General features: G+C 48.2%; 26 protein-coding genes. 8 read left to right on the forward strand and 18 right to left on the reverse strand.

Annotation, left to right across the window (positions count from 1 at the left end):
* Positions 1 to 7: 7 nt before the first annotated feature.
* From BM607_RS14620 to BM607_RS14635, 4 genes are all read right to left on the reverse strand, one after another.
* Positions 8 to 1,318: an ABC transporter permease gene (locus tag BM607_RS14620; RefSeq protein WP_012586969.1), complete on the reverse strand. Its 1,311-nt coding sequence runs from the start codon at positions 1,316 to 1,318 to the stop codon at positions 8 to 10.
* An 11-nt stretch (positions 1,319 to 1,329) separates the two neighbouring features.
* Positions 1,330 to 2,073 carry an ABC transporter ATP-binding protein gene (locus BM607_RS14625; RefSeq protein WP_012088444.1) on the reverse strand — a complete coding sequence of 248 codons (744 nt, stop codon included), beginning with the start codon at positions 2,071 to 2,073 and terminating at the stop codon, positions 1,330 to 1,332.
* Between the two features lie 69 nt (positions 2,074 to 2,142).
* On the reverse strand, positions 2,143 to 2,406 hold the full coding sequence (locus BM607_RS14630; protein ID WP_071940167.1) for a hypothetical protein: 264 nt from the start codon (positions 2,404 to 2,406) through the stop codon (positions 2,143 to 2,145).
* Between the two features lie 109 nt (positions 2,407 to 2,515).
* The gene (locus BM607_RS14635; protein ID WP_071940166.1) at positions 2,516 to 3,778 is read right to left on the reverse strand and encodes an HlyD family efflux transporter periplasmic adaptor subunit; all 1,263 of its coding nucleotides are present in this window, start codon (positions 3,776 to 3,778) and stop codon (positions 2,516 to 2,518) included.
* Positions 3,779 to 4,154: 376 nt separating this feature from the next.
* Between BM607_RS14635 and pyrC the strand changes: the two genes are divergently transcribed.
* The 4 genes from pyrC to murI all read left to right on the forward strand — a co-directional run bounded on the left by pyrC (position 4,155) and on the right by murI (position 7,828).
* Positions 4,155 to 5,186 carry a dihydroorotase gene (gene pyrC, locus BM607_RS14640; protein ID WP_071940165.1) on the forward strand — a complete coding sequence of 344 codons (1,032 nt, stop codon included), beginning with the start codon at positions 4,155 to 4,157 and terminating at the stop codon, positions 5,184 to 5,186.
* 103 nt (positions 5,187 to 5,289) lie between these two features.
* Entirely contained in the window at positions 5,290 to 6,336 is a 1,047-nt protein-coding gene (locus tag BM607_RS14645; RefSeq protein ID WP_071940164.1) for a hypothetical protein, read from the forward strand.
* Positions 6,337 to 6,469: 133 nt separating this feature from the next.
* Positions 6,470 to 6,832 (forward strand): nuclear transport factor 2 family protein, encoded by a 363-nt coding sequence (locus BM607_RS14650; RefSeq protein WP_071940163.1) that lies wholly within the window; start codon positions 6,470 to 6,472, stop codon positions 6,830 to 6,832.
* Positions 6,833 to 7,015: 183 nt separating this feature from the next.
* Complete coding sequence (gene murI / locus BM607_RS14655; RefSeq protein WP_071940162.1) at positions 7,016 to 7,828, forward strand: glutamate racemase; 813 nt, start codon at positions 7,016 to 7,018, stop codon at positions 7,826 to 7,828.
* A 1,325-nt stretch (positions 7,829 to 9,153) separates the two neighbouring features.
* Here murI and BM607_RS14665 read toward each other — a convergent pair.
* Positions 9,154 to 9,498: a DUF805 domain-containing protein gene (locus BM607_RS14665; RefSeq protein ID WP_012088438.1), complete on the reverse strand. Its 345-nt coding sequence runs from the start codon at positions 9,496 to 9,498 to the stop codon at positions 9,154 to 9,156.
* A gap of 340 nt (positions 9,499 to 9,838) precedes the next feature.
* On the opposite strand from BM607_RS14665, the gene BM607_RS22160 reads away from it, so the two are divergent.
* Positions 9,839 to 10,009, forward strand: coding sequence for a hypothetical protein (locus tag BM607_RS22160; RefSeq protein WP_249269595.1), 171 nt, complete (start codon positions 9,839 to 9,841; stop codon positions 10,007 to 10,009).
* 532 nt (positions 10,010 to 10,541) lie between these two features.
* On the opposite strand, the gene BM607_RS14675 is transcribed toward BM607_RS22160, so the two are convergent.
* Positions 10,542 to 11,000 carry a GNAT family N-acetyltransferase gene (locus BM607_RS14675; protein ID WP_071940160.1) on the reverse strand — a complete coding sequence of 153 codons (459 nt, stop codon included), beginning with the start codon at positions 10,998 to 11,000 and terminating at the stop codon, positions 10,542 to 10,544.
* A 117-nt stretch (positions 11,001 to 11,117) separates the two neighbouring features.
* On the opposite strand from BM607_RS14675, the gene BM607_RS14680 reads away from it, so the two are divergent.
* Positions 11,118 to 12,575, forward strand: coding sequence for a PLP-dependent aminotransferase family protein (locus BM607_RS14680; protein ID WP_071940159.1), 1,458 nt, complete (start codon positions 11,118 to 11,120; stop codon positions 12,573 to 12,575).
* Between the two features lie 9 nt (positions 12,576 to 12,584).
* Here BM607_RS14680 and BM607_RS14685 read toward each other — a convergent pair whose 3' ends face one another.
* The 3 genes from BM607_RS14685 to BM607_RS14695 form a co-directional block, all read right to left on the reverse strand.
* Positions 12,585 to 12,968: an MAPEG family protein gene (locus BM607_RS14685; protein ID WP_006085871.1), complete on the reverse strand. Its 384-nt coding sequence runs from the start codon at positions 12,966 to 12,968 to the stop codon at positions 12,585 to 12,587.
* A gap of 200 nt (positions 12,969 to 13,168) precedes the next feature.
* A complete protein-coding gene (locus BM607_RS14690) occupies positions 13,169 to 13,564 on the reverse strand; it encodes a GNAT family N-acetyltransferase (RefSeq protein WP_071940158.1) in 396 nt (131 codons plus the stop codon).
* 83 nt (positions 13,565 to 13,647) lie between these two features.
* Positions 13,648 to 14,166, reverse strand: coding sequence for an ATP-binding protein (locus BM607_RS14695; protein ID WP_071940157.1), 519 nt, complete (start codon positions 14,164 to 14,166; stop codon positions 13,648 to 13,650).
* 518 nt (positions 14,167 to 14,684) lie between these two features.
* On the opposite strand from BM607_RS14695, the gene BM607_RS14700 reads away from it, so the two are divergent.
* Both BM607_RS14700 and BM607_RS14705 read left to right on the forward strand, forming a co-directional pair.
* A complete protein-coding gene (locus tag BM607_RS14700; RefSeq protein ID WP_071940156.1) occupies positions 14,685 to 15,800 on the forward strand; it encodes a glycerol dehydrogenase in 1,116 nt (371 codons plus the stop codon).
* 240 nt (positions 15,801 to 16,040) lie between these two features.
* Positions 16,041 to 17,432, forward strand: coding sequence for an NAD-dependent succinate-semialdehyde dehydrogenase (locus tag BM607_RS14705; RefSeq protein ID WP_071940155.1), 1,392 nt, complete (start codon positions 16,041 to 16,043; stop codon positions 17,430 to 17,432).
* 63 nt (positions 17,433 to 17,495) lie between these two features.
* Here BM607_RS14705 and BM607_RS14710 read toward each other — a convergent pair whose 3' ends face one another.
* The 9 genes from BM607_RS14710 to BM607_RS14750 form a co-directional block, all read right to left on the reverse strand.
* On the reverse strand, positions 17,496 to 18,323 hold the full coding sequence (locus BM607_RS14710; RefSeq protein WP_071940154.1) for a cobalamin-binding protein: 828 nt from the start codon (positions 18,321 to 18,323) through the stop codon (positions 17,496 to 17,498).
* Between the two features lie 23 nt (positions 18,324 to 18,346).
* Positions 18,347 to 19,381 (reverse strand): DUF2235 domain-containing protein, encoded by a 1,035-nt coding sequence (locus tag BM607_RS14715; protein ID WP_071940153.1) that lies wholly within the window; start codon positions 19,379 to 19,381, stop codon positions 18,347 to 18,349.
* Positions 19,382 to 19,678: 297 nt separating this feature from the next.
* On the reverse strand, positions 19,679 to 20,302 hold the full coding sequence (gene cobO / locus BM607_RS14720; protein ID WP_006085878.1) for a cob(I)yrinic acid a,c-diamide adenosyltransferase: 624 nt from the start codon (positions 20,300 to 20,302) through the stop codon (positions 19,679 to 19,681).
* Between the two features lie 114 nt (positions 20,303 to 20,416).
* Positions 20,417 to 22,114 carry a cobyric acid synthase gene (locus BM607_RS14725; RefSeq protein ID WP_071940152.1) on the reverse strand — a complete coding sequence of 566 codons (1,698 nt, stop codon included), beginning with the start codon at positions 22,112 to 22,114 and terminating at the stop codon, positions 20,417 to 20,419.
* Positions 22,115 to 22,187: 73 nt separating this feature from the next.
* Positions 22,188 to 22,808 (reverse strand): bifunctional adenosylcobinamide kinase/adenosylcobinamide-phosphate guanylyltransferase, encoded by a 621-nt coding sequence (gene cobU, locus BM607_RS14730; RefSeq protein ID WP_071940151.1) that lies wholly within the window; start codon positions 22,806 to 22,808, stop codon positions 22,188 to 22,190.
* Positions 22,805 to 23,593, reverse strand: a complete 789-nt coding sequence (locus BM607_RS14735; protein WP_006082834.1) for an adenosylcobinamide-GDP ribazoletransferase — start codon at positions 23,591 to 23,593, stop codon at positions 22,805 to 22,807. Before BM607_RS14735 ends, cobU begins: the two co-directional genes overlap by 4 nt.
* A gap of 106 nt (positions 23,594 to 23,699) precedes the next feature.
* On the reverse strand, positions 23,700 to 24,782 hold the full coding sequence (cobT, locus tag BM607_RS14740; protein WP_012586951.1) for a nicotinate-nucleotide--dimethylbenzimidazole phosphoribosyltransferase: 1,083 nt from the start codon (positions 24,780 to 24,782) through the stop codon (positions 23,700 to 23,702).
* A gap of 172 nt (positions 24,783 to 24,954) precedes the next feature.
* The gene (locus tag BM607_RS14745; RefSeq protein ID WP_086014844.1) at positions 24,955 to 26,112 is read right to left on the reverse strand and encodes an iron ABC transporter permease; all 1,158 of its coding nucleotides are present in this window, start codon (positions 26,110 to 26,112) and stop codon (positions 24,955 to 24,957) included.
* Positions 26,081 to 26,974 (reverse strand): ABC transporter ATP-binding protein, encoded by an 894-nt coding sequence (locus BM607_RS14750; RefSeq protein WP_012088423.1) that lies wholly within the window; start codon positions 26,972 to 26,974, stop codon positions 26,081 to 26,083. The genes BM607_RS14745 and BM607_RS14750 overlap by 32 nt, the downstream gene beginning before the upstream one ends.
* Positions 26,975 to 26,978: the final 4 nt, after the last annotated feature.

Consider the following 26,978-nt stretch of genomic DNA (forward strand, 5'->3'; position numbering starts at 1 on the left):
GAGTCCCTTACTGGCTTTTCAGATAAACGCTAGGTTTAGTGCGACAAACAACCCACGCGGGATACAAGCCAGCCAACAAGGCTGTGCCTACCGCAATACTTGGGGTGATAATCCACATACTCGCCGATAAATGGGTTAACCCCTTCGAGACCTCAAACTGTGCCGATAAGCCGTAAAGTGACGCGTAGGCCCAAGCAAGTCCCAGCAAACCACCGAATAAACCAATCATGCCCACTTCCACCATGTATTGAGCGAAGATTTGGGCACGGCTAGCACCGATTGCACGGCGCACTCCCACCTCGGGTGCACGCTTGAGGAACTTTGTCAGCATCAAACCTAATATATTGACTAAACAAACACTTAAAAATAGTGCACTCAAGCCAACCAAGATTTTATTGTCTTCGGGCACCACATTATTGTATTCAAGCCAAGTCGCCACATCGGATACTTTGACTGAGTCAGCGGCTGATTTATTATCCGTAAAACGGCCCAGGGCTTTTTGCTCCGCCACATAATTGCTGAGCCAAGAACGGTAACTGGCTACTGCGTCTTTATTTGGCAACTCAACCCAATACAGCAACCACACTTTTTCAGAGTTCAGGCGATCACTGTAACTATTCATCGTCTCAAACTTCCAACCCGAAGTGTTACCCCATATATCAAACTCTTCGATAGGCGTCAGCGAAAACGGCACAAAAATTTGTTCCGTGTCGTTAAAGGCACCGTTAGTGGGATCATAATATTTAGGCTTAGGATCCCAGGCTTTAATCACCCCAACCACTTGATAAGGTTTACGATTAAGATAGATAACTTTGCCAACACTGTTTTGACCCGCAAACAACTTTTGATTGAGTTTATCGTTAATCACCACTTGATAAGCAGGTTCGGTGTCTACGGATTTATCCCACGCATTACCGTACAAAAATGGCACGTCAAACAGCTTAAAAAAGTCACTGTCCGTCACTCGAATGCTTTCTAAAATAGGCGCAAAATTAGCATCCTCCGTTTGCACAGCCATCCCAGTACGAAACATCGCCGCTTGGCGTTTAGGTAAGGTATTGTTGCGCAGATTCATCGCATCTTGATAAGTCACTAACGAGTTAAACTCATCCCAAGAATCTGGGCCTTGGCTCCAAAGTTGAACCGCATTTAACTCATCAGAGCGTTCACCCGCAGGATTAAATGACATCATCTTGTACACGTTTAACGTGGTGATCGTGATACCAATACCAATCGAAATCGCCAACACCATCAACAACGACAGCGCGGGGGTTTTCTTAATGCTGCGCCAAGCTAAATCAACATAATAAAAAAACATAATGTGTATCCTTAGTCAGCGTTGGCGACAAGTTTGTCTAATGGGTGCGGGGTCGCCGCAGTTTGCACACTGCCATGGGGCTGATACATGGTAAAATCACACACTTGACCGTCGACAATTTGAATATTGCGCTGGGCGCGGCGAGCGAGTTCAGGGTCGTGGGTCACCATGATAATAGTCGTGCCCGCTTGATTGATATTTTCAAGTAATTCCATCACTTGACGTGCCATTAGGCTGTCGAGGTTACCCGTTGGTTCATCGGCGAGCAGGAAGCGGGGTTCACCCGCCAAAGCACGGGCAATCGCCACCCTTTGTTGCTGTCCGCCCGAAAGCTGAGTGGGAAAATGCTTGAGTCGTGAAGCTAAACCCACTTGTTCTAATGCTTGCTGTACGCGGCGTTGACGTTCCTTGGCATTAAAACCACGGTAGCGCAGCGGCACTTCGATATTTTCTGCCAAGTTAAGGTCAGGAATTAAGTTAAAGCCTTGGAAGATAAAGCCGATTTTCTCGTTACGGATAGCAGCGCTCTTGTTATCGCTCAGGTTAGACACGTTAATGCCATCGAGAAAATAGTCACCGTGGGTAAAACCTTCGAGCAAACCCGCGATATTTAAAAAGGTCGTTTTACCTGAGCCAGAAGGACCCGTGACCGCGACAAACTCGCCTTCATTCACTTCGAGGTTAAAATCGCGCAGGGCGTGGGTTTCCACTAAATCCGTTTTAAAAACCTTGCTCACACTCTTCATTGATAACATGTTAATTTCCTTAAAATAATCAAATCAATTTTACGCTGCATCTAAACGACTCGATGCATGGCAGCGTCATCAGCCGAAAAATGGCTCAACGACAGACTCTAAAAGCCACACAAAAACGCCCAATATAAGGTCGGCACTTTCGACCGAAACCTCACCCACTTGGCGAACCTCCTCCAAAGGATTGGTCCATTCCAGCACATTCAGTCCAAGGAAAAACCAGCTATTGGCTTCACCGATACTCAACTCCACCGCGATCACCAATAGCAGTAAGGCCAACACGCCAAACATTTTTGATGACATCAACATGCTGAAATCAAATTGTTTATCACGCATATTCGGCTCCTATTCTTATCCATGTCGCAGCAGGTTTCGTCATTCACCTTGATCACTGCGCTGTTATATTCATCAGATTGGTTATTTAGTAATTTACGAATATCGGTCATCAATGAATCCTGACCTGTTCGGCGTGATTAAAGGGCTCGACACTGGATATCACCCACTCATCTCCGGCTTTACCGCCATCCAGCACTTCGACTTGGCTCAGGCTTGTACTGCCGAGTTTGATCGCGCGGCGGCTGGCTAGATCGCCCTCGATTTGGTACACCTCATCGCCACCGCCGCTGGTCATAAAGGCGCCGCGTTTCACCATCAACACATCGGGTCTGTGCTCTAACAAGACTCGGGCGGAGATACGTTGGTTCTGACGCAGTTTCAAGCTGTTATCTTGAACGAACTGCACTCTTGCGGTCACTTCACGGTTACGTACTTCGGGGGAGATGGACGATAACTTGCCCATTAACTTCACGCTGCCGAAACTGAGCTCAACTTCCATGCCTAAACCCAGATCGTCGGCATAGGACTCTGGCACCGCAAGCTCGGCCTCATAGGCGCTTAAATCCACAACGGTTAGAATTGGTTGGTTAGCGCTAAGACGGGTTTTCTGCTCGGTGATCCAGTTGCCGATAATGCCGCCTACGGGGGCTTTGATATTCAAGGCCTCAACTTGGCGTTCGAGTTCGTGCACGGCTAGGGTTTGGCGCTCGACTTCTAAGGCTTTGTTTTTAACTTCAAAGGTCAGGGTGTCTTTTGTTAACGCGACTTCCTGCTCGGCATGGGTAAACTTGAGTTTAGCCTTGTGCAATTCGTCTTTGCCTTTTTCGTAATCGATTTCGCTGATCAGCTTATTTTTAATTAACAACTCACCACGGCGACGTTCTCTGTTGGCGGCTTCTAGGTCAACCGCGGCCATGTCTAAGGTTTGATTCACTTGCAGTTGACCGCGTCTGGCGTCCAACTTGGCGCGCTCTAACGCACTCTGCATTCCCGCCAAAATCGACTTAGCCTGCTCTAACTGATTGGATAATCTTGGGCTATCGAGTTTGGCAACCACATCGCCTTTATTGACGCTATCGCCAGGGTTACTCAGCAGAGTGACTGTGCCTTCCTCTGTGCTATACAAAATAGGCGCATTCGCCGCCACAATTTTACCTGTGGTCGCAACATCGCGGGTTAACGTTCCAACGAAGAGTTTTGCGGTAGTGATGTCGCTGCGGCTTAAGGATTTGCTCACGCTATCTGTGCCCAAGCTAGCCCACACTAAGGCGCTGACTAATAAGGCGCAACCGCCGATCAACAGAGGTAACTTAAGACGTTTAGTGGACGATGGCACAAGTACGGTATCTTGGCCGCTAGTATCTTTAATCATGGCTTTACTCGCTTCCCTGTCGGAATCATCAGTGCCGGAGCGCAATCAACGGACACTATTGGAAATCTATACCACAGAGATAGCAAAGCCTATGCCAAATCAGTAAAAATATTATTATTCATAACCTTACATTTGCTTTGTTGATAAAAGTGTCCGCGGACACTGGGGTTTAAATCGAAAAGTGTCCGCAGCAGATTAATCAAAAGTGTCCGATGCTAAAAACAGTGACATAGCGCGGGCCATCTGGCTAAGCGCTTCAATTACATGTCTTAACAGATTTATTGGCCGAAACTACCGAGTTTCCCTTTACAGTAAAATCCTTGCCACATAAGATCCTGCCACCCTCGCAGCAAAAACGATCAAAAGACCAAACCCTATGACCACAATAACAATCACTCGCCCAGACGACTGGCATATTCATTTAAGAGACGGCGCCCAGCTTAAAGATACCGTGCGCGACATCAGCCGCTATATGGGCCGCGCCATAGTCATGCCAAACTTAGTGCCGCCCGCTATCGATACCGAAACCGCACTGACTTATTACGACCGCATTAAAGCGCAGGTGCCAGCGGGCTCACAGTTCGAACCTTTGATGGTGTTGTATTTAACCGACAAAACCAGCCCAGATGAAATCCGCAAAGCCAAAGCTTCGGGTAAAATTGTCGCCGCGAAACTCTACCCTGCGGGCGCGACGACCAACTCGGATTCAGGCGTAACCGATTTGAAGAACATCTACCCAGCCCTCGAAGCCATGCAAGAAGTCGGTATGTTGTTTTTAGTGCACGGTGAAGTCACGGATTCATCGATTGATATTTTCGACCGCGAGCGCGTCTTTATCGAAAATATCCTCAGCAAAATCGTTGCCGATTTCCCAGAACTTAAAATCGTGCTTGAACATATCACCACTAAAGATGCGGTCGATTTTGTCACCCAAGCCTCTGATAATGTGGCCGCGACTATTACAGCCCACCATTTGCTGTATAACCGCAACCACATGCTGGCTGGCGGTATTCGCCCACATTTTTACTGCCTACCGATTTTAAAACGCAACACCCACCAGCAAGCGTTATTGGCCGCTGCAGCAAGCGGTAGCAAGAAGTTCTTCCTCGGCACAGATTCGGCGCCCCACGCTAAGGATAAAAAAGAAGCCGCCTGTGGCTGCGCGGGTTCGTACACGGCCCACGCCGCGATTGAACTGTATGCCGAAGCCTTCGAATCGGTGAATGCACTGGATAAACTCGAAGCGTTCGCCAGCTTCAATGGCCCAGACTTTTACAATCTGCCACGTAACGCCGACACGATCACGCTAGTGAAAAAACCATGGAATGTCCCTGCAACTTACCCGCAGGGCGACACTAACGTAGTGCCGATTCGTGCAGGCGAAGCCATTGATTGGCAAGTTGAGTAAGCCTTAAGTCTTTAACATCAGGTCGCCTACGGGCGACCTTTTTTACACCCTAGGTTCATTTTGATTTTCAATCCAACTTATTACCTTTTAAGAGAAAATATGTATGCAAACAAGGATGTTATTCTCGGTTTTATCCTCAAGCCTGTTGTTGGCTTCTACGCTCCCATTACCTTCCTTTGCGGCCAATGAACTGACGGGGATCTGGCAGGGACAATTAGGCAAAAGCAAAGTTAGAGTCTGCTTTAATCAATATGGAACAGGCAGTTATTACTATCAACGCTACTTAACGCCGATAAGGCTCGAGCAGCAAGATGAACTGTGGAAAGAAGAAGGCAACACGGGAAACTGGCAGTTTGATACTGTCACGCCACAAAAACTGAGCGGCCATTGGTTTAAAGATAGCGCGAGTAAATCGTTCCCCGTAGAACTTGAGCGAGCAATCAGCCCAGATGATGTAGAAGATTGCGGCGCCGATGCGTATAACCTGCCACTAGAAACAAGGCCAAAACTCAGCCGAGGGAAATGGCAACCATATGAAAATATTGAGTATCGCCCGCTGACGTTCGGTACAGAAGTAGGGATCGAATTTAAAGGCCCACAAACGGGGATCTTGGCAATTAATCAATGGCTTGAACATAAGCTCACCGATGAAGCCCAACTAGCACAAACCTTTGACACTCGCCGCAGAATGCTGGCGCAAATGGGCAGTTTTGTGACTGACGAAACCTTTGCCGAGCCGATTTTTATTAATCAGCATTGGCTCAGTGTACGCCTATATCGCTGGGCAGCTGGTTATGGCGCCAATGGTATCAGCCAAGAATTTGTGAGTTTCTCCCTTACCGACGGCAAACCTTTCCACCCGTGGCAGTGGTTTCTCGCCGATACCAAACCGCAAAGCATGCTCGATGGTATGAGCCATCCTTTACCCCAAGCATTAAGGGAAAAATTGTTTGCAGGTAAAGAGTTAGATCCTGAATGCCCCTCATCAGACGGCTCGGGATATTATCAGCTCACCCTTGAGGCAAAGACCATCAAATTCTGGGAAACGCCCCGCGGCGATGGATGCGAACAGGAGTTTGTCCTGAGTCCGCAGGAGGCAATGCCTTTCGCCACCCAATGGGGACAAACACAGCTTAAGCTGTTGGAATAGTGTACTTAACTGAGAAAATACTAGAGGAAAAGAAAGTAGTCATGGCGATGAGCGTAAGCGCGACGGCAAGCGATCTTTCCCTCCCTACACAGTAATGCATTTCGAGCTAATTCATTTCAGTAAGGAATAATCCTTGAGCAATTTAACCGCAAAAATAGCGACACCCGAAGCCTTAGTGCAAGCCCAGCTTGAAGCCTACAACCAGCGCGATCTCACTACGTTTGTCGCCCAGTTTAGTGATGATGTGTGCATCTATCGTCCACCCGCAACAGCGCCCGTCATCCAAGGTAAAGCCGCTTTTCGCGACTTCTATCAGAATGAACGCTTTAACCTACCCAATCTGCATGCCGAAATAGTCAGCCGTATGGTGGTGGGCAATAAAGTCGTCGATTACGAACGCATCAGCGGGATTAGAGATGAACCCTTTGAGGTGATGGTAGTATTTGAAGTCTCTGATGGATTGATTCAAGCCATGTGGAGTTTTGCAACCAACTGATTGGTTTTATCTATCAGTATTTTTATCAAGAAAAGTCAACGTCGTGGGGCTTCACCCCTGATTTGTTAATCAAAAATCGACCTAGGAGGACTGCTCGTCCTATCCTCCTTAGATTCTCCCTTGACGAACAACCTCCATGTCTATGGTAAAGTTGAATGTGTTAATTATTTGAAGGTAGGTGCAATGGATAGCTCAATATTAGTTTTTGACTCAGGTTCTGGTGGACTTACTGTCGCGGCCGAAATCAAAAAGAGAATCCCCAACATACGGCTGAGTTACGTCTCTGACGCTGGCTTTTTCCCGTACGGAAAAAAGCCGCACGATATACTAAAAAAGCGAATTTTAGACGTCATATCCAAAGCAAGCTCACTGACTCAACCCGATATCATCGTTATCGCCTGCAACACTGCGAGTACCATTGCTCTAGACTTACTTCGTGCTGAACTCAATATACCTATTGTCGGCGTCGTCCCTGCGATAAAACCTGCCACTTCGCTATCAAAATCAAAGGTAGTGATGGTACTTGGCACTCACACCACAGTGAACTCAGCTTATGTAAAGATGCTCATCACGGATTTCGCCACAGAATGTAAGGTTTTAGTAGAGGACTCTGAAGCGCTGGTTCTCGCCTCGGAGCAAAAACTTCTCGGCAAAGCGTTTGATCCCGACATTGTAACCCAGGAAATTCAGCGTATTTTTAACAAACCCGATGCGTTTGATACCGATGTATTAGTGCTGGCCTGTACTCACTTTCCGCTAATCAATGCAGAAATCAAAAATGCCCTTCCCCACCACGTTACCGTCATCGATTCTGGACTAGCCATTGCCAATCGAACGCACTCATTATTGAAAATCGAACACCAGACGTGTAGCCCGATACTCGATCCCGAAGTAACGTTTTACACCACTGGCAATGTAGATTCAGAGCAAGCAAAACAAAGCAAAATTGAAGCACTGCTTCAGTGCTCCGTTACGTTTAAACGGCTGTTATTGTGATATTTTTAGCTCGTTTTTCTTTTTAATCCCGTTTTCAAAGAAATCTAAATGATTACCCTAAAATACCCCAACAAAATAAATGCTATATCGCATCGCTGATTGTTAACTGTTGGATTTTAACGGCCGAAAAACCTATGACGGTCCCATCTTTGTTTAAAATCAACGTCGTGGGGCTTCACCCCCTGATTTGTTAATCAAGAGTCGACCAAGAGAGAATTAACAGCAATCCCCTCTTTAAGAGTGATGAGTGCTTTATCTTTTATGCATAGAATTAATCACTTTCATTCCAGTGACACGCCATAAACTCGTCCCTGAGGGCTCGACGACGGCATCCATGCCGCCAACGGTCACTTACATGCAAGTGATTAATTTCGCCAACACTTAAGTATGTCTGTAGCTAAATGACTCATATCTCCGTAAACACCTTAGTAACCAGTATCATACGCCCAGTAAAAGTCACCTAACTGCTCAGATGGTACATCCATGTTCCCCCGAGCCTGCGCCATCATCCATGATGTCGCCACGGCATTTTTATCTGCGTATTTCGACAACTTCGCAGGGAGTAGGTGTATCACCTTAGCTTTGGTATTGGCTGTTAATCTGAAAAGCAAAAGAGCGGACAGCCATAAATTTTAAATAATAATCTGCTATCAAAAATACACAGGGAGTAACCAAATTAAGCACAATCATAGAAGTGATCGTTGGTGGCATGGCCGCTTTTTCACATCCTGTGATCGCAACATTAGTACGTCCTATACAACAGATGCCACGTTCGAGCATCCATATACGGACTTGCTACGAGCCACAGGAATGATAATGCTTAATGGATATGCGGAATTAAAGCTCCACCAATATTTACAAACGCACGAAGGATTAAGTTGGCATTCCAACAAAACAAGGCTATGCCTGTTCAAGATAGGCGACACAGGTGCGGAGTTTGGCAGAGGTTTCTAGGCGTGATGCATAAATCACATGGATTTCAGCGGATTGATGATACTAGGGTAGCACTCTGACTAGTGTACTCGGCTGGTGCCATAATTTTTTTGCGTGCTAGATATAAATATGAGTCGATGATGCTACCAAGATATCGTCTACATTCGGTCTTGCAGCATGATGCTGACACGACCATCAGCACTTACAATAAATGAAGTAAAATGATTAATTGCTCTATATAAAAATAGCCTCAGAAGTGTCAGTAACGACGATTCAGAGGCTATTTTTCAGTAACTATTTTTAGTGACTATTATTTTTAGTGACTATGATGACTTACTGCCGCTTACTTCAATAATGCGGTAGTAATGCCACATGATAATTTAACGTCTATCCTAAACTAACGCCTTAGGATTCGGTCCATATTCATTGTCTGCATGACTATCTTGTACTAAAAAAATCAACAACACTATGATACCAATGATCGGGATCAAAACGATCAACTGCCACCAACCAGATCGCCCAGTATCATGCAGCCTGCGTGTCGCAATACTGATGCTAGGAATAAGTAAGGCAAGAGAGAAAATCAGAGCAAAAAGCTGAGTACCTAATACATAATCAATTGCAGCAACAGCAAAATAGAGCACCAGATAAATAAGGCCAAACATCCAATATTGCTTACGTCTAGCACGGCCACTAAAATCTGCGAACTTTTTTAAACCTTCAATAAAATAATCCATTATCAATCCTATTCCATCAATATAATTTGATATAGCACAATTAGAAGAGCACAACTATTACAACCGATAATGGCATAATAAGCTGAGCTCAAAAATATTATACCCGAATTAAACTCCAGAGTGCCACACTCGCTAATCCAGAATTCAGATAAAAACCACGACCATAAATGTGAGTGGGTTGAGTAACAACGGCTTAAGCTGACTTAGTTTTTTGCTATCGATGTCGCTGCCTATGCAGTGATGAGTCACCATAGGCATCTGATGCTGTGCGTGGATATATCAAGAAAATCAATAGAGTAATACAGAGGTGCTTGAGCCTCTGGTATTTTAAGGCACTGAATTGAAGCAGCAATTTTCCCAAGATCAACTTATTGAAGCCCATAAAGTGGCAAGCCTCAAATATCACATCGCCATGTATCGCGGTCGCTTAAGTGATATATCTTGGTTTATGCACGCCATAAATAAACCTATCACCCGCAAGGCAAATCAAAAGGAGAACCGCTCGTTTTAAATCCCAAGCACTACTTGATGAAACGGCGGTGCACGCCTATGTGCCCTATGTTGGTCTCAACCCCATCCGAGCCCTGCAGGCAACAACACCTGAAAGGAAAATAGGTAGGATATGTAGTCCTCTTGGGTCGACTCTTAATTAAAGATAAGGGGGGAAGCCCCACGACTTTAATTTTTTTATTAACTCAAATTTAAAGAACTAACGATGAGTTAAATATCAACATAGCCATCGTTTATTCCCTGTAACTGTTAGCGAAATACAATCAACTTATTCCAGTTTCAATTAGGCTGGAAAAACCTGTTCAAGATAGGCGACACAGATACGTAGTTTAGCTGAGGTTTCTAAGTGAAATGCATATATCACATGGATTTCAGCGGATTGATAACGCCCTCCACAACATGGAATTTAAGGCGATAGAAAAGGTATTGAAAAACAACCCAAAGTCATAGAGATCAAATCCTAATGGTGAAAGCATTAGGATTAGGATTCAATTGTTAGCACATCAAGCGACAGATAATAAATGCCGCGGCAGCTAGAGCGGCATTTGATACTCAATCATGCCGGACTTTTGGCCAATCCAATCATAGAGTTTTTGCGCTGTGTGATTCGTCTCATGTGTATGCCAATACAAGCGTGCACAGTTTCGCTCATTTGCCGCTTGCTGAACAAACTCAATCAGTTGCTTACCAACAAGCTTGCCCCTTGCTGCAGGTGCGACAAACAGATCTTCAAGGTAGCAATACTCAGTTTCCGCCCAAGTGGAACGATGAAACACAAAGTGCACAAAGCCAAGCAGGTTTTCGCCCTCCCTCGCAACGGCGCAATAAAGCGGTTCTTGACGATCAAAAAAACGACGCCAAGTGGTTTGAGTAGTCGCTTCCGAAAGTGCCACTTTGTAAAAGGTCTGGTAATCACGCCAGTGTGGTAACCAGAGTGAAAAGTCTGTTTCTTTAACCTGTTCAATGGTTACGGTGAGTGGTGGGTTGGACATAGGCTCGCTCCTTGGGAATGAATATAGTCATCAGATTTGCTGAAACCGGATTCTAGATTCAATTGCGGTACCACATAAGGTACACTTTTTATATTTTTTACAGTACCAGTTTGGCTTATGAAAAAATCACAATCCAACTTCCCTCACTTGCAACTCAAAGATGGCATCCTCAAAGACCAGCTTTACCATGCCTTTAGAGAGGCCATTCTCGATGGACGCTTGCATCCTAGAATGAAGCTGCCCTCCAGCAGAGCCTTATCGGAAACCATGCAAATTTCGCGAAACTCAGTACTGCAAGGGTTTGATCGCCTGATTGATGAAGGCTACCTGCTGACTAAGCCTGGTTCGGGCACCTATGTGTCTGATACGATTCCCGACGAACTGATCGCTATCCCAAACCACAGTGATGTCAGCGTTCAAGCCTTTGAGTCTGCATTGGAACTCAATCCACAGTTACTGGAGATGGCGCGACTAAGGGGCAAGGGAAATATCCGCAACAGCATGTTCAACATTGGCGTGGGATGTGTTGATCTTTTCCCACATCAACTTTGGGGCCGCCTGCTAGGCAGGGTCTGGCGACAATCGCGCAAAACGCAGGGGAAACATAGCCATAGTGCTGGGCATTTACCATTGCGCGAAGCGATCAGCGACTATGCCCGTTCAACCCGAGGGCTAAATTGCACGCCCGAGCAAATCATCATAGTCAATGGCACTCAGCAAGCCATTAATCTCACGGCACAGGTACTGCTACCACAGGGAGATGAAGTCTGGCTTGATGAACCCGGATACGACGGCGCCTTAGGCGCTTTTCTCTCGCAAAATCTGCAAGTCCGCCCCGTAAGCCTTGATGATGAAGGCACAAAGATAGCCGAGGCGATACAGCAATGGCCCTCGGTGAAACTGGCTTTTACCGCACCTTCGCATCAGTTCCCCCTCGGCGGAACGCTTAGTCTGCCACGGCGATTAGCCTTACTCGATTGGGCCGCTGAGCAGAATAAGTGGATTTTAGAAGATGACTATAATAGCGAGTTTCGTTATAGCGCCCGCCCGATACAGGCATTGCAGGGACTCGATAAACAACAGCGGGTGATCTACGCAGGCACCTTTTCCAAGATGTTATTACCAGAGCTACGACTCGGCTTTCTCGTCGTTCCGCCTAAACTGGTGGACGCCTTTAACCTTGCCAAACATTACGCCGACTCGCACACGGCTTACCTAGAACAAGCCACATTGGCGCTGTTTATCGCAGAGGGACATTACGCGCGGCATGTTCGACGAGTGCGAAAAGCCTGCTTAGCGCGCCAAACGGCGTTAATCACTGCAATTGAGCAATATCTGCCAAACAAATTGTCAGTTCAGACCTCAGATTCAGGTATTCACCTCGTGTGTTGGCTAAAAGGCGACTTGACCGAAGACGAAGTGATCAACAAATGCCGCCAACTCAGTTTAGGGGCGCAGCCTTTGTCTCGGTATTGCCAAGCGCCCTATCCAAGGCAAGCGATCTTACTGGGTTATGCAGCTCATACGCCCGATGAGCTACGGGAAAATATTAAAAATCTCGCCCAAGTCCTTTAATACCCAGCATTAAAAAGCCTGAAAGAAAATCCCGAAGGCACTGAAGATAGCGACAAACCATGAGAGGGATCGTAGGGTGCCTTTATTGGCAAGGTATAGGATGTGATACACAAAGCGGGCGGCGACATGGGTAATTGCCAGCCACTCAGCGGTGGGGTTCACTTTGCCCGTGGCGATAACCACTAATACCGCCAGACCAAACACTAACAGGGACTCGAAGGCATTTTGATGCCCCGCCAAGGCGCGAGCACCAAAACCGGTTAGCTGTGCTTGCTGGGCGCGGGGATGATTATTATCATAACCGCCCGCCTTGGCCATCGCCCAAGCGACGGGGCCTTTCGCCAGATACGGCAATAACATGGCAACAAATAGGCAAATAAGTAAAGTATTCATAGGTTAAGCTTCCTTTGATTGTTGTTCGAGTTCTATTATTCAAGCTCTGCTGTTCGAGTTCTGTTATTCAAGCTCTACTGTTTGAGTTCTGCTGTTTTAGCTCTGCTACTGCGAGTACTGCAGTTTAAGCTCTACAGCGTCGAGTCCTGTTGCGAGTGCCGCTACGAGAATTTTAGTTAAAAGTGTATGGGTTAACAGCGTTATTTCACTATATACATGCCTTCACTTGCGGGGCGGCTGAATTTAAAGCCAAACTTTTCATAGAGTTCAGGTACATCGGCCATCAGGGTAATATAGGCACCCTCAAAAGCCTCACGGTCAAGATAGGCCATAATGTGCTGCATAATCAGCCGTCCTAAGCCTTTGCCTTGGTGCTCGGGATCGACCGCAATATCAACAATTTCAAAGTTCAGCGCGCCGTCCCCAACCACACGCCCCATACCCACAGTTTGATCGGCAAGCTTTATCTGCACGCCATATAAACTCCTCGGTAAGGCCTTAATAGCGCCCTCCAATGGTCTAGGGCTTAACCCCGAAATCTGCCGTAAACGGATAAAATCATTGGCTGAGGCAACGTCTTCAAGCACTTGATACATGATATTCCCTATTGTTTTTATTCAGTCGCTTGCTTCAGTCACTAAGCTTCAGTCACTTGGCTTTAAATCAATTTTTCAATCACTTAGCTCTCAATCACCTCAAGATCAAAGCCTTCATCCAGAGTCGGCGGCTGAAAATAACCGCTCACATGCCAGAACATCGCCTCGGTATCGAACATAGCGCGCTCAGGGTGACTTTGTCTGCGTTTATCGAGTTGGCTCAAACAAAGCGCGTCGCTGTGATTAAGATGTATCAACTTATGGGCGGCGCCACAATCGGTAAAAATGCTACGAAACCACAGGCGCTGATTCACCGTATTCGCGGGAAAATCCATCACCACAGATACACCCGAACAGAGCAGTTCCTGCACATGCTTTTTAAGCAAGGGTTTAAGACGAGCGGAATACTTCAGGTAAGTATCAAAATCATTAATTTCATCGGCATACAGCGCCGCCAGCCATTCATCTTCTGAGATTAAAACGCGGTTTTCGGCCTCGGCGAGTTGTCGCGATAAGGTGGATTTACCTGCGCCCATTTTGCCACAGAGGAATATTAACATGCCTTTACTGGCTTCTTGCCCTAACGCATTCAGCTCTGCCATCTTCACTCCTTGATACTTATCTAAGCTAACGATTTCATCTAGCGAGGACACAAACTAACGACAGTACAGAGCATCACATAAAGCATGAACAGCGAGCAAGGCTTAGGGCGGGTTTGAGGTAATAAATTCCCATTAAATTAATGACTATGCAGTGTTTCCACAGCAGGCGTTTCCGCTATTCCCACAATCCAGTTTTAGCTTCATCACTTACTTAGATGTCTTACATCGCTCACCTGCTCAATCTTAAATCTGTTCGCCCGCTCCATCTTACATCTCTTCACCAACTGAGTTCGCCTCGCTCTCTGAGCCCTCGCCGCTGCCTTAAACCAGAACCCCAAAAAGTATTTAACTCGACCAATAAAACAATAAACCACATTTTTAATCTAATAATTAAGCACTAAAGTAGTAATTTACGCTGAATAATAAAAACATTACCACCACTCATGCTGTTACGATAAATTAAGCGTATGCTAGGGTAAGCATGAAAGGATAACCGTCATAAGTGCAAAGGAGGCTCTATGAGCACTGTCGTTCCGCGTACCGTCACTTCCCCTAAAAAATTCATTATCGGCAAGGGCTTATTAGCTCAAATGCATGATTATGTTAAGGACTTTGGTGACAATGCTTTTATCATCTGCGATGAATTTATCCTCAGCCGAGTTGAGAATGAAGCGGTCGCAGGGCTGGACCAAAATGGGATCAGCAACCATCTCGAAAAATTCAACTATGAGTGCAGCGAAGCCGAGATAAAGCGCTTAGGTGCACTAGCAGAACAGCATCATACCAACGTAATTGTTGGAGTTGGCGGGGGTAAAACCTTAGATGCCGCCAAAGCCGTCGCCTTCTATCAAAAACGGCCAGTGGTGCTCTACCCAACCATTGCTTCAACCGATGCACCATGTACGGCACTTGCCGTGATCTATTCCGAAACCGGTGAGTTTGAGCGCTATCTGTTTCTGCCACAAAATCCTGATGCTGTTGTTGCCGACACAGCCATTATCGCCGCAGCTCCGGCCCGATTCTTTGCAGCAGGCATAGGCGATGCACTGGCCACTTACTTTGAAGCCCGCGCCTGTTATCAATCGGATGGCGTCAATCTCGTATTGAAAAAACCTTCCCGCACTGGGCTGGGATTAGCGCAGCTTTGCTATCAGTTACTGACTGAAAATGTTGAAGCCGCTATGGATGCGGTGAGAAACAAGATAGTCACACCCGCACTTGAGCAAACCATTGAAGCGACGATTTATCTCAGTGGTGTCGGGGCAGAAGCGGGCGGATTAGCCGCAGCCCATGCAGTGAACAATGGTATGTCGGCGGTAGCTGACCTACATAAAGCCCAACACGGCGAGAAAGTGGTGTTTGGCTTGCTCACCCAGCTAGTGCTAGAAAATGCCCCCAAAGCCGAAATCGATAACGTCATTCACATCATCAAAACCGCGGGACTGCCGCTCACGCTCGCCGATTTGGGGCTAAAAACCTTTGTCGAAGCAGAGTGGCGCAAAGTGGCTGAGATTGCCTGCGCAGAGGGCGACACTATGGGCAATATGCCGATGCAGTTAACCGCCGACGATGTCTATCAAGCCATGATCGCCGCCAATGCCATGGCTGAACGCTATAAAAAGCTTGCGATTTAGAACAATTAAACACGCCTCTGGCAGGCGCCCATCATCCCTTTGATATTTTTATCAAAGGGATGATGGGCGCGGCTAAAACACAGCCTGCCACTGCGCGAGTTTAAAGATCATCAATAACTCCCTTGCCTCACCTCTATGCTAAGCAAGATGGCAAGGGAGATGACAACAGACACGATATTTCCACCCTCGATGCCAAGAGTTGGCATTTACTCTCTATTCGTTGAACGCTTGGAGGAACATATGGCTTATGCAACGATCAATCCCTTTACGGGAGAGCTAGTTAAAGAATTTCCAAATGCAACAGATAACGAAGTCACGCAGGCGATAGAATCCGCCCATCAGGCATTTTTAAGTTGGCGAACCACGCCTTTTGCCAACAAGGCCGCCGTACTCACTAAAGCCGCTCACATCCTCAGAGACAGCAAGCCCGCTTACGCTAAATTGCTGACCTTAGAAATGGGCAAAGTCACCGCAGAAGCCGAGGCAGAAGTCGAACTGTCGGCGCAAATTTTCGAATACTACGCCGAACATGCCGAGCGATTGTTAGCCCCACAAAAACTGCCCGTTGCCGATCCCGCCGAAGGTGAAGCGATACTGGTTAACGAGCCGCTGGGCGTATTGCTGGCCATCGAACCTTGGAACTTTCCCTACTACCAAATTGCTCGCATCCTCGCGCCGCAGCTTGCTGCAGGCAATACCCTACTGCTCAAGCATGCGTCCAATGTGCCCCAGTGCGCCGCCGCTTTTGAAGGTCTAATGCGCGATGCCGGATTACCCGCAGGCGCATTCCAAAACCTGTACGCCACCCGAGAACAAATAGGGCAGATCATCAACTCACCCAAAGTGCATGGGGTCGCCCTCACAGGCTCAGAAGATGCGGGATCGCACATTGCGGCTCAGGCCGGTAAGGCGCTGAAAAAGTCCACCCTCGAACTGGGTGGCGCTGATGCTTTTATCGTACTTGAAGACGCCGAGCTCCCCAAAACCATCGACTGGGCTGTATTTGGTCGTCATTGGAATGCGGGTCAGGTCTGCACCTCATCTAAGCGGATGATCTTAGTTGAAGCCATTTACGATGAATTTATGCAAGGCTATATCAAAGGAATCGAAGCGTTAAAAGCGGGCGATCCTATGGATCCCACCACCACGCTGGCACCGCTGTCTTCCCAAGGCGCCGCCGATGAGTTGAAGCAGAAAATCCGTGATGCCGTGAAACACGGCGCAACCGCGACCGAAGTGGGGCCAAAAGTGCCGCAGCAAGGCGCCTTTGTGCAGCCAACAATACTGACAAACCTGACGCCAGATAACCCCGCCTACTATTGGGAATTCTTCGGTCCTGTGTCCAGTATCCACAAAGTGAAGGATGAGCAAGCAGCGATTGCCGTCGCCAATGACTCACCCTTTGGACTGGGTGGCTCAGTGTTTACCGCCGATACTAAACGCGGGCTGGCGGTCGCTAAGCAGGTTTCCACTGGCATGATGTTTGTTAATCATCCGACTATGGTCAAGGCCGATTTGCCCTTTGGTGGCGTGCGCCGCTCAGGTTATGGCCGCGAGTTGATTGATTTAGGGTTGAAAGAGTTTGTAAACCACAAGCTGATTGATGTGGTCGATATAGACGCACCTTTCTAACTCCTTAAACAATAGCGACATCTGACTAAACGCCTGACGAAATAATCTGTCAGGCGTTTTTATTTAACGCGCTTTATCCAAGGCATCACATAGGGCTTGAACGCCAAGTAAGGCTCTGGGCGTCGCACGGTGTAATAAATCGGCATTGAGCTGATAAATATGCTGTTTTTTAACGGCGGGAATTTCGGGCCATTGGTTCCAATCGACACCTTTAACATTGCCTTCCTCTTGGCTTTGCAAAATCACCTCGGGCAAGGTCAGCAACACATTTTCTAAACTCACCTGCGGGTAATCACTGGCGGCATCGTAAAACACATTTTGGCCATGACACACGTTGATAATTTGTTGGATCCAACTGTTTTTAGAAACCGTCATCAAGGGCGTAGACCAGAGTTGATAAAACACTTTAGGCTCTGATTTACTGGCATTCTCAGTCCGTAAACGGATAAGTTCGGCGCGATACGCGGCGGCGGCCTTGCTCGCCTCTTCAACATGCCCAGTTAATTTACCTAACTCTTCCAGTTCATTGGCAACCCCTTCTAAGGTTTTGGGATCGCTACCATATAGGTTAAACCCCAGCGTTCGAAGTTGATTGATATCTTCGGCTTTATTGCCCGTATCCCACACCACAATCAGATCGGGATTAAGCTCCATCACCCGCTCCATTTGAATGCCATAGTAACCCCCAATACGCGGGATTTTTTTGGCCGCCTCGGGATAATCCGCATAATCAGTTGCGGCCACTATGGCATCGCCCGCGCCTATGGCGTAGAGCATTTCTACCGCGTGGGGCGAGAGCGCAATAATGCGTTTAGCGGGATCGGCCAACACGCTATGGGGAAGAAACAAGCTGAGCCCAAAAACGAGTCCAGCTAAGTGTCGCTTAATCATGATATGCCTTAATTTTTAAAGAGTTAAACTAGCTGCTCTGGCCAGCCATAGTGTTCGATATAGGTTTGTAGATTCTTGGGGCGATACTTAGGATCTTGATCCCAGCGAGCCTTCACCGAATGATGCAAAAGCACTGGGACTAATGCAGGATCGAGTGGCCGTAAATATTCCTGTTTTATCCGATAAAAGCTGCGCCTCGAATCATGCAAGGTGGCTAACGGACTCGGATGGACACTCGCGGCTAAGTGTGGCTCTAAGCTTAAATCAAATTTCTGCGCCTCAGATATCATCCACAGCAACGCATTGTCCGACAGCAATGCGCCGTCTTTATCGGGTTTATAACTGCCGCCAATATTGCTATGGGCACCGGCAAACCACACCTGTTGCATGTCCATATTGTCGCGCAGTTGCCAGATGGTAGGCTCAAAGTCACTGCGGTGTTCGTCTATGGCTAAGGCATGGCGGGCAACGCGCACGTTGCGGCCGATTTTAGTGTCGTAAAACTCATCTTTATCTTCGAACAAACCTAAAAACGAGATAGGGATCCCCATAGCGCCAACGGTATCCCACACGCCAACAAACTTGATGTCCCGCGATTCGTGGCTGTATCTAGCTCTAAATTCGAGGGATTTTTCGCCTTCAGGGGCAAAGGGCGCACTGCTTTTTTTATAATGGTCGAAGGCTTGCTGAATCAATGCCGCATCGGGGCGTTTGAGTATGCCGCAGTTATTAATCAAGCCACACAGGCAACGCACTGTGTAAGCACCACGGCTAAAGCCAAAGAGGTAAATCTCGTCGCCGGGGGAATAGTTTTGCACTATGTAGCGATACCCATCCATGATGTTTTTATGCAAACCGCGCCCTGTTGCGCCGCCCATGGCTTCATCGTAATAGGAACCGACACCCCAATCGTAAAACACTTGCTGGGGTTTGCCGTCACTGGCCAAGGGGCTAATCGCCCGCGCGAGGCGCAGCACATTGGTTGGGAAATCGACCTTAAGATCTTTCTCGGGCCGATTCCAAGTCCCATCGGCACAAATCACAATACGCTTATTCATAGGATCATCCTTGAGAACACTTTGAACATTTAACGGTTAGTGACTAACGGCTAGTAGTGGCTAAAGGCCTAGCTACCAGCCAATAACAGATAGTCGCTAACGCATAGCCACTAACGCCATAATCACTAAAGCCATAGTCACTAACACCATAGCCACTAGCCCTAAAAGTTACCTGATCTTGTACCCGCGCTAAAGCCATTCGCGCGTCTTAGGTCGAATCCCAACCGACAGTGCACCGCCACTTATGAACAATCATCTTTGCTCAGTCGCTTATGCGCCGACTTTTACCAAGTTCGATTAGTAATCAAAACCTTGCTGCGCCTTGATACCCGCTTCGAAGGCGTGTTTCAGCGGCTGCACTTCGCTGACCGTATCTGCAAGCTCGATGATGGCTCGGTGGCAAGCACGGCCCGTAATAATCACATGCTGCATCGGTGGACGATTTTTAAGTGCGCTAAGCACACGTTCCACATCCAGATAGTGATAGCTCACCATGTAGGTCAGCTCATCCAGCATCAAGCAGTCAATCGACTCATCTTGCAGCAGCTTTTCAGCGGCTTCCCAAGCGAGCACAGCGGCGGCGGTATCCTTTTCTTTATCTTGGGTTTCCCAGGTAAAACCTGTACCCATTACATGAAACTCAACTCCGGCGCCTTCGAGTAAGTTGCGCTCACCGCATTCCCAGGTGCCTTTGATAAATTGCACGACCGCAGCTTTTTTACCGTGACCGACGGCGCGGGCCACTGTGCCAAAACCAGAAGTAGACTTGCCTTTGCCGTTACCGGTTAATACCAGCAAAATGCCCTTCTCTTCTTGGGCGGCGGCAATTTTAGCATCCACACCCGCTTTCACTTTTTGTTGGCGAGCCTTGTGGCGTTCGGCCTTGATTTGCGCTTGTTCATTGTCGTTTTGTGCTGTCATGGTCTTCTCTTCACTCTGCTGCTAAAAATGTATGCTTTTATAAATGGCTCAATAGACAGCGGCAAATGGTTAGTGTTTAAATGCCGCTCTCACAATATCCATTCTTTGCCGAATTCAACGCTGAACTGCGGCATCCCAAATAGTCTGTAATTTTTGCATATCTAGATGCTCGGCTAACACATCGGCTAAACGCTCAAGTTGCTGCTCACGTATTTGATTGATATTTATGGTCTTAGCATCGTTTAATCCCGCCCAGCACAGGATCAGCTGACAGGCATCAGGGCTATCAAACAGCCCGTGTAAATAAGTACCTAAGATTTGCCCATCATCAGTTTGCAGGCCATCGGCAAAACTCATCGATGGCGCGGTTAATGATGTCGATTCTGAGATTAACTGCAAGGGCGAATTCGTTTGTTCAAGCCTAGGGATAAGATAACGTGATTCGCCGCAGTGGATTTCATAGCCCTGCACAGCAACTGTTTGCCCAAGTAACGTTAGCTCACCGCTCACCCGCCGTAACTGTTTATCGGCTTTCAGTTCTGTGCTCAATGGTAAGTAGCCAAGTCCTTCGGTATCGCCCGCACTGTCTTCAATCCCTAGGGGATCGGCAATGCTTTGGCCTAACATTTGGTAACCGCCGCAAATGCCGAGCACTTTCCCGCCGTAACGCAGATGTGTAGCGATATCCTTATCCCAACCTTGCTGGCGTAAAAAGGCCAAATCGGCGCGCACATTCTTACTGCCGGGTAAGATCAATACATCGGCGGCGGGCAAATGAGTGGCGTGACTCGCAGCTTGGGTTTGCAATGACACATAGTCAAAATCGATATCGGGATGCAACCGCAGCGGATCAAAATCCGTGTGATTACTGATCCTTGGGTACACTAATACCCGCACTTTTAAGCGGCTGTTAGCGCCTTTAGTCGGCGAGCTTATCAGCGCATCTTCGGCATCGAGATGTAAATCATGCAGATAAGGCAACACGCCTAAAACAGGCTTGTTCGTATAAGCTTCAAGCCAATCGAGGCCAGATTGCAACAGGCTAATATCGCCACGGAAACGATTGATCACAAAGCCCTTTACCCGCGCCTGTTCAGACTCAGATAACAGCGCCAGCGTCCCGACCAAATGGGCAAATACGCCGCCCTTATCGATATCGGCAATGATGATCACAGGGCAATCTACGGCTTCGGCAAATCCCATGTTGGCAATATCGCCCTCGCGCAGATTGATCTCCGCCGGACTGCCCGCGCCTTCCACCACTATGGTTTGATACTGGCCATTTAATCGCTCGAAGGATTCCAGCACAGCACAGAGCGCCATTGCCTTGTAATCCTTAGATTTAGGCCCAAAAAAGGCCGAGGCTTCGAGCGTTGTCAGGGCTTTGCCGTGAACGATAATTTGCGCGCCCGTGTCCGAGCTAGGTTTAAGCAGTATGGGATTAAAATCGGTATGGGGCTCAAGATAACAGGCCACGGCTTGCAACGCCTGTGCGCGGCCAATCTCACCGCCATCAATAGTTACAGCGCTATTGAGCGCCATGTTTTGCGGCTTAAAGGGCGCAACCTTTACGCCCTCTCGGGCGAGCAAACGACAAATACCCGCCACTAAGGTGCTCTTCCCCGCATCGGATGTTGTGCCCTGTACCATCAAGACTTTTGCGCGTCGAGGCGAATTAACAGCAGGTCTATTCACCACAGAATTAACCGCAGGCGTATTCACCACAAGATTAGCAGCAGAATGAATAGCTAAAGCGTTAGCGCTATCGAGTGCAGTTGCACAGTCTGTGTTGTCTGTGTTTGGAGTGGACATAGGATTAAAAACTTATTCTAGTTTGCAGGGATAAAGATAAAACTCAGTCTCAACATCACTTAACTTATTTAGATTAAAGTGGTTTGAGTGCCAAGGGTAAACCCGCAACCACTAAGGTGACATTGTCAGCCAAGGCGGCTACGGCTTGGTTTAACCAGCCCGCTTCATCGACAAATTGTCGGCTCAACTCGCCTAAGGGCACAATACCTGAGCCCACTTCGTTACTGATCAACACCACCACACCTTCAAGCTCGGCAAGGGAATCCACAAAAGCGGTTTTCTCTGCCTGCCAACTCGCCAAAGCTTCATCGTTAGAGGTTGAACTGGCAGACGGTATAAAGTCTGTCGCATTCCACTCTGTCGGCGCGGGGTCATCATCAATCCTGGCGCTGGATGCGAGTAATTGATTGGTCAACCAAAGGGTTAAACAGTCCACTAAAATCACTCGCCCAGGTTTTGCTAAGCGCTTTAACAGTGCCGTAAGGGCGAGCGACTCTTCAAACAATTGCCATTCGATACCATCGTCCGTTCGTCCCGCTTGATGTTTGGCGATACGGGTCGCCATTTCATCATCCAGCGCCTGCGCCGTGGCCACATAGCAGGCATCGAAGCCTAGCGCAGTGTACTGGCGCACTAAGGCTTCACCGTAGCGACTCTTACCGCTACGGGCGCCGCCTAGGACGAGGTGGATCACAGTATGTTACCTACAACGAGCAATACAAAATAACACACGATTTCTGCTATTTGCTGCGCCGCGCCTAAGGTATCACCCGTGTAACCGCCAATCTGGCGTCTAAAGATCACTATGATCAAACGGCGCAGTCCTATCATCACTAACAGCAATGACAGTGCCGCTAACCCCTTGAGGAATAACAGCACTAATACGCCGCTGGCGATCAGGATAAGCAGCTCATTAATGCCTTGATGTTGCGATAGCGGCTTAGACTTACTGGTCTCGTCATCGCGGACATATTTTTCACTAAAGATGATACTGGCTGATACCACGCGGCTGACTGTGTGCGCGACGATAAGCGCCGAGCCCGCCACCACAGGATCGTACAGCGCCAACTCGACTAGCAACTGCCATTTCAGCAGCAGGGCCAACATCAACGCCAGTGCGCCATAACTGCCAAGGCGCGAGTCCTTCATGATCCGTAGCTTGTCTTCCGCCGTCCAACCACCGCCAAAACCGTCGAAGGTATCGGCTAGGCCATCCTCGTGAAATCCGCCCGTGAGCAAGACGCCAACCAACATAGCTAACAGCACAGAGACGCCGGCGGGGAGCCAGTTCTGCGTCAGCCAAAATACAATGGCACTTAACAGGCCGACCAAAAGACCGACGAGACCGAAATAACGGCTGGCCTTATTCAACTTATCGCTATCGACTTCGACCCATTTAGGCATAGGAATACGGGTAAAATAGCCCATGGCAACTAAAAACAAATCTATCTCTTTGTGCCAGCTTTCGCGTTCTGACATAAAGCATCCTTAGTGAATTAACACTTGCTGCAAGGTTTAAGATTAAAACGGTTGGCTAAAAAGTTATTATTTAAAATAAGTAAAATAAGCGACTTAGCAGAGCACATCATACAACAGCCTCAATCCCCGCATCACTAAAACTCGCCATTTGATTGTAAAAATTTACTGAGGCTTGAATAAGCGGCAACGCCAAGGCTGCGCCCGTACCTTCACCTAATCTCAGCCCGAGTGATAATAAAGGTTTAGCCTGCAAAAATTCTAACATCCGCTGATGGCCTTGCTCGTCTGACTGGTGGGCGAAAATCAAATAATCGCGCACATTGGGGGCAATTTGCACCGCGACTAATGCCGCCGCCGTGGCGATAAAACCGTCCACAACCACCAGCATTTTGCGCTCGGCGGCGGCTAACATCGCGCCCGTCATCTGCACAATTTCAAAGCCACCGAGGCAAGCTAACACTGATTTGGGCCCAGTTAAGGCGCTTTGATGCAGCAATAACGCCAGCTCAATCAGCATGAGTTTACGTTCTAAGGTTTCGCTATTAATGCCCGTACCACGGCCGACACAATCAATCACGTCGAGCTGCATGATCGCCGCCATAATGGCTGCCGCAGCCGAGGTATTGCCTATGCCCATTTCGCCAAAGGCAACTAAGTTACAACCTGCTTGATGGTGACGTTCAATCAAATCGCGCGCCATCGCAAAGCCTTTATCGACGGTTTCCAGCGCCATTGCGGGCTCTAAATGAATCGCCCCTGTGCCCGCGCCAAGACGTTGATCAATAATGCCTTCAACCCCTTCGACTGGCGTTAAAATACCGCAATCGATCACTTCGAGCGTAAAGCCCACCTGCCGACAAAAAACGTTAATCGCCGCGCCGCCATGGGCAAAGTTTTGCACCATTTGGCGCGTCACTTCGCTAGGGGCAATCGACACGCCTTCTGCGGCAATACCATGATCACCCGCAAACACTAACATGGTTGGATGAACGATTTTCAGCACAGTATTTTGTGGCTGATCCGTTTGCTGTGAATCAGTCGCTTGCACGCGGGCAATCTGTAAGGCTAAGGATTCGAGCTGACCTAAGGCGCCGGGCGGCTTAGTCTTAAGATCAATTTTTTGCTGGATCAGCGGATCCTGCGTTTTACTCACAGGGCTGATTTGAAAAGACACGGCTGACTGAGACATCCACACTCCACTTATTATCTTAAATAACCACAACGCATCCTGCGTCTATGACTAATGACTAACATGTCCAATTTTGCATTTCCAATCGCGGGGCAGATATCAACAAAAATGCTGATTATCTCGCCAGTCTGCGCTTGCTAGATGACTCTAGGATTACGTTCTGACTAGGTGCTTACGGCATGACTCTGCGTTTACGCAAAATCAGCAAAAAGAACATGCTACCTATGGCCGCCGTGATAATACCTACGGGCAACTCTTGATTGCCCAATAAACAGCGCGCCAGCACATCAATCCACACCATAAATAATCCGCCCACCAGCGCCGTTAAAATAATCGGCTGACGACCGGGAAACAGCATGCGCACTGTGTGGGGGATCATCAAACCGACAAACCCAATCCCACCGCAGGTAGCGACCAAAATCGCGGTAATCAAGGAGCAGAGCAGCAACATATTGAGTCGCAACTTAGGCACATTCACACCTAAGGTATGCGCCGTTTCATCCCCCGCTTGCAACGCCATGATCTGCCGTTTCATGCCTAAAATAATGAACAAACTCGCGCCAATCACCAGTGTTGGCAGCACTAGCAAGGACCAACTGGCCTTGGCGAAACTGCCTAAACTCCAAAACAGCACAGAAGCCGTCGCCTGCGGACTGGCGAAATACAGCAGCAGACTCGTTAGCGCGCCGAACATAAAGGAGGTCGCCACGCCTGAGAGCAACATGCGCTCCACTTGGCTATTGAGCCCAAGCCCAGACAAGGCCAGCACTATCAGTACCGACAAACTGGCGCCAATAAAAGCGCCGAAGGGCAAGCTAAACCAGAGCAAACCCGACAAGGCGCCCGAGCCACTAAAAATCCCCGAGTTCGCCGCCATACCCGCATTCTCAAAAAATCCAGAGCCCGTGAATAGCGTCAACATCACCACAGCGCCAAAGGACGCGCCTGAACTAATGCCAAACAGATAAGGGTCGGCCAGCGGATTACGGGTCACGGTTTGCAGCACACTGCCCGCCAAGGACAAACCCGCACCCGCCACAAAGGCCAGCAAAATACGCGGCAGTCTGAGCTCCATCACGATGCGCTCTGTCATGCCATTGGCTTGAGTGAGGTTGGCCATTTTATTGATAAACACTTGGATAACATCCATAAAACTGATGTTCGCCGCGCCAAAACTCGTGGCGGCAATGGGGGTTATCAAAGTGATTATGCCTAATGCGACCAGCATCAGTTGTTGTCTCGTCAAAGGTGTCACGATACGCCCCAAATGTGAGATGAAATGCTGTTTACTCCCTGAATCATCCGCCCTCGCCTCGCTCAGCCAAAGCATCAGCCATGTTGTGCGTCGAATCATGGTAGCCATAGAAGTAGCTGATTAAGGGCTTTTTATGTTGTGGATGGGTCGACACCTGAGCGCATACGCCGAACACATCGCCAATTCGCGCCTCGGTTAATACTTCGGTTGGCGTTCCCATAGCGCTGACTTCACCGTTATGGATCAACAATAAACTGTCGCACAGGGCGCTGGCTAAATTGAGATCGTGAATAGAGGCAATCACGCTGATGCCAAGACTACGCACTAATTCGAGGATTTGAATTTGATAACGCACATCGAGGTGGTTGGTTGGCTCATCGAGGATCAACAGTTGCGGCTGCTGCACTATGGCGCGGGCGATCAAAGCGCGCTGCTTTTCACCGCCAGATAAGTGCTCGTACTGTTGATGCATCTTATGGCTCAGGCCGACTTTCTCTAATGCCTTTGCAATGCGCTCGCCATCACAGCTCGAATTGGTATCGAACATGCCCTTATGCGGTGTTAAGCCCATGCTGACCAATTGCTCTGTGGTTAAATCAAAATAGTGCGGCGTGTCTTGCTGCACTACGGCGACGCGGCAAGCAAACGCCTTGGGCGATAAACGCTCAATATCTTGATCAAACAGGGTAATTTTGCCCTGAGTCGGGCGAACAAAGCGATATAAACAGCGTAGCAAGCTAGACTTACCCGCACCGTTAGGCCCAATCAAACCCAACATCTGCCCCGTTGGCAGTGCAAAGTTAATATTGGAAAGAATGGTTTTGCCATCGATACACCAGCTTAACTGGCTGACATCGAGCGCGACCGTCTGGCTCGCTGATGGGCGAGTGTCGCTGTCATTCAAAGCATGGCTCGTTTGGATGGCAGAGAGTTTCACCAAA

The organism is Shewanella sp. SACH (assembly GCF_001887095.2).
GTDB classification, from domain to species: Bacteria; Pseudomonadota; Gammaproteobacteria; order Enterobacterales; family Shewanellaceae; genus Shewanella; species Shewanella baltica.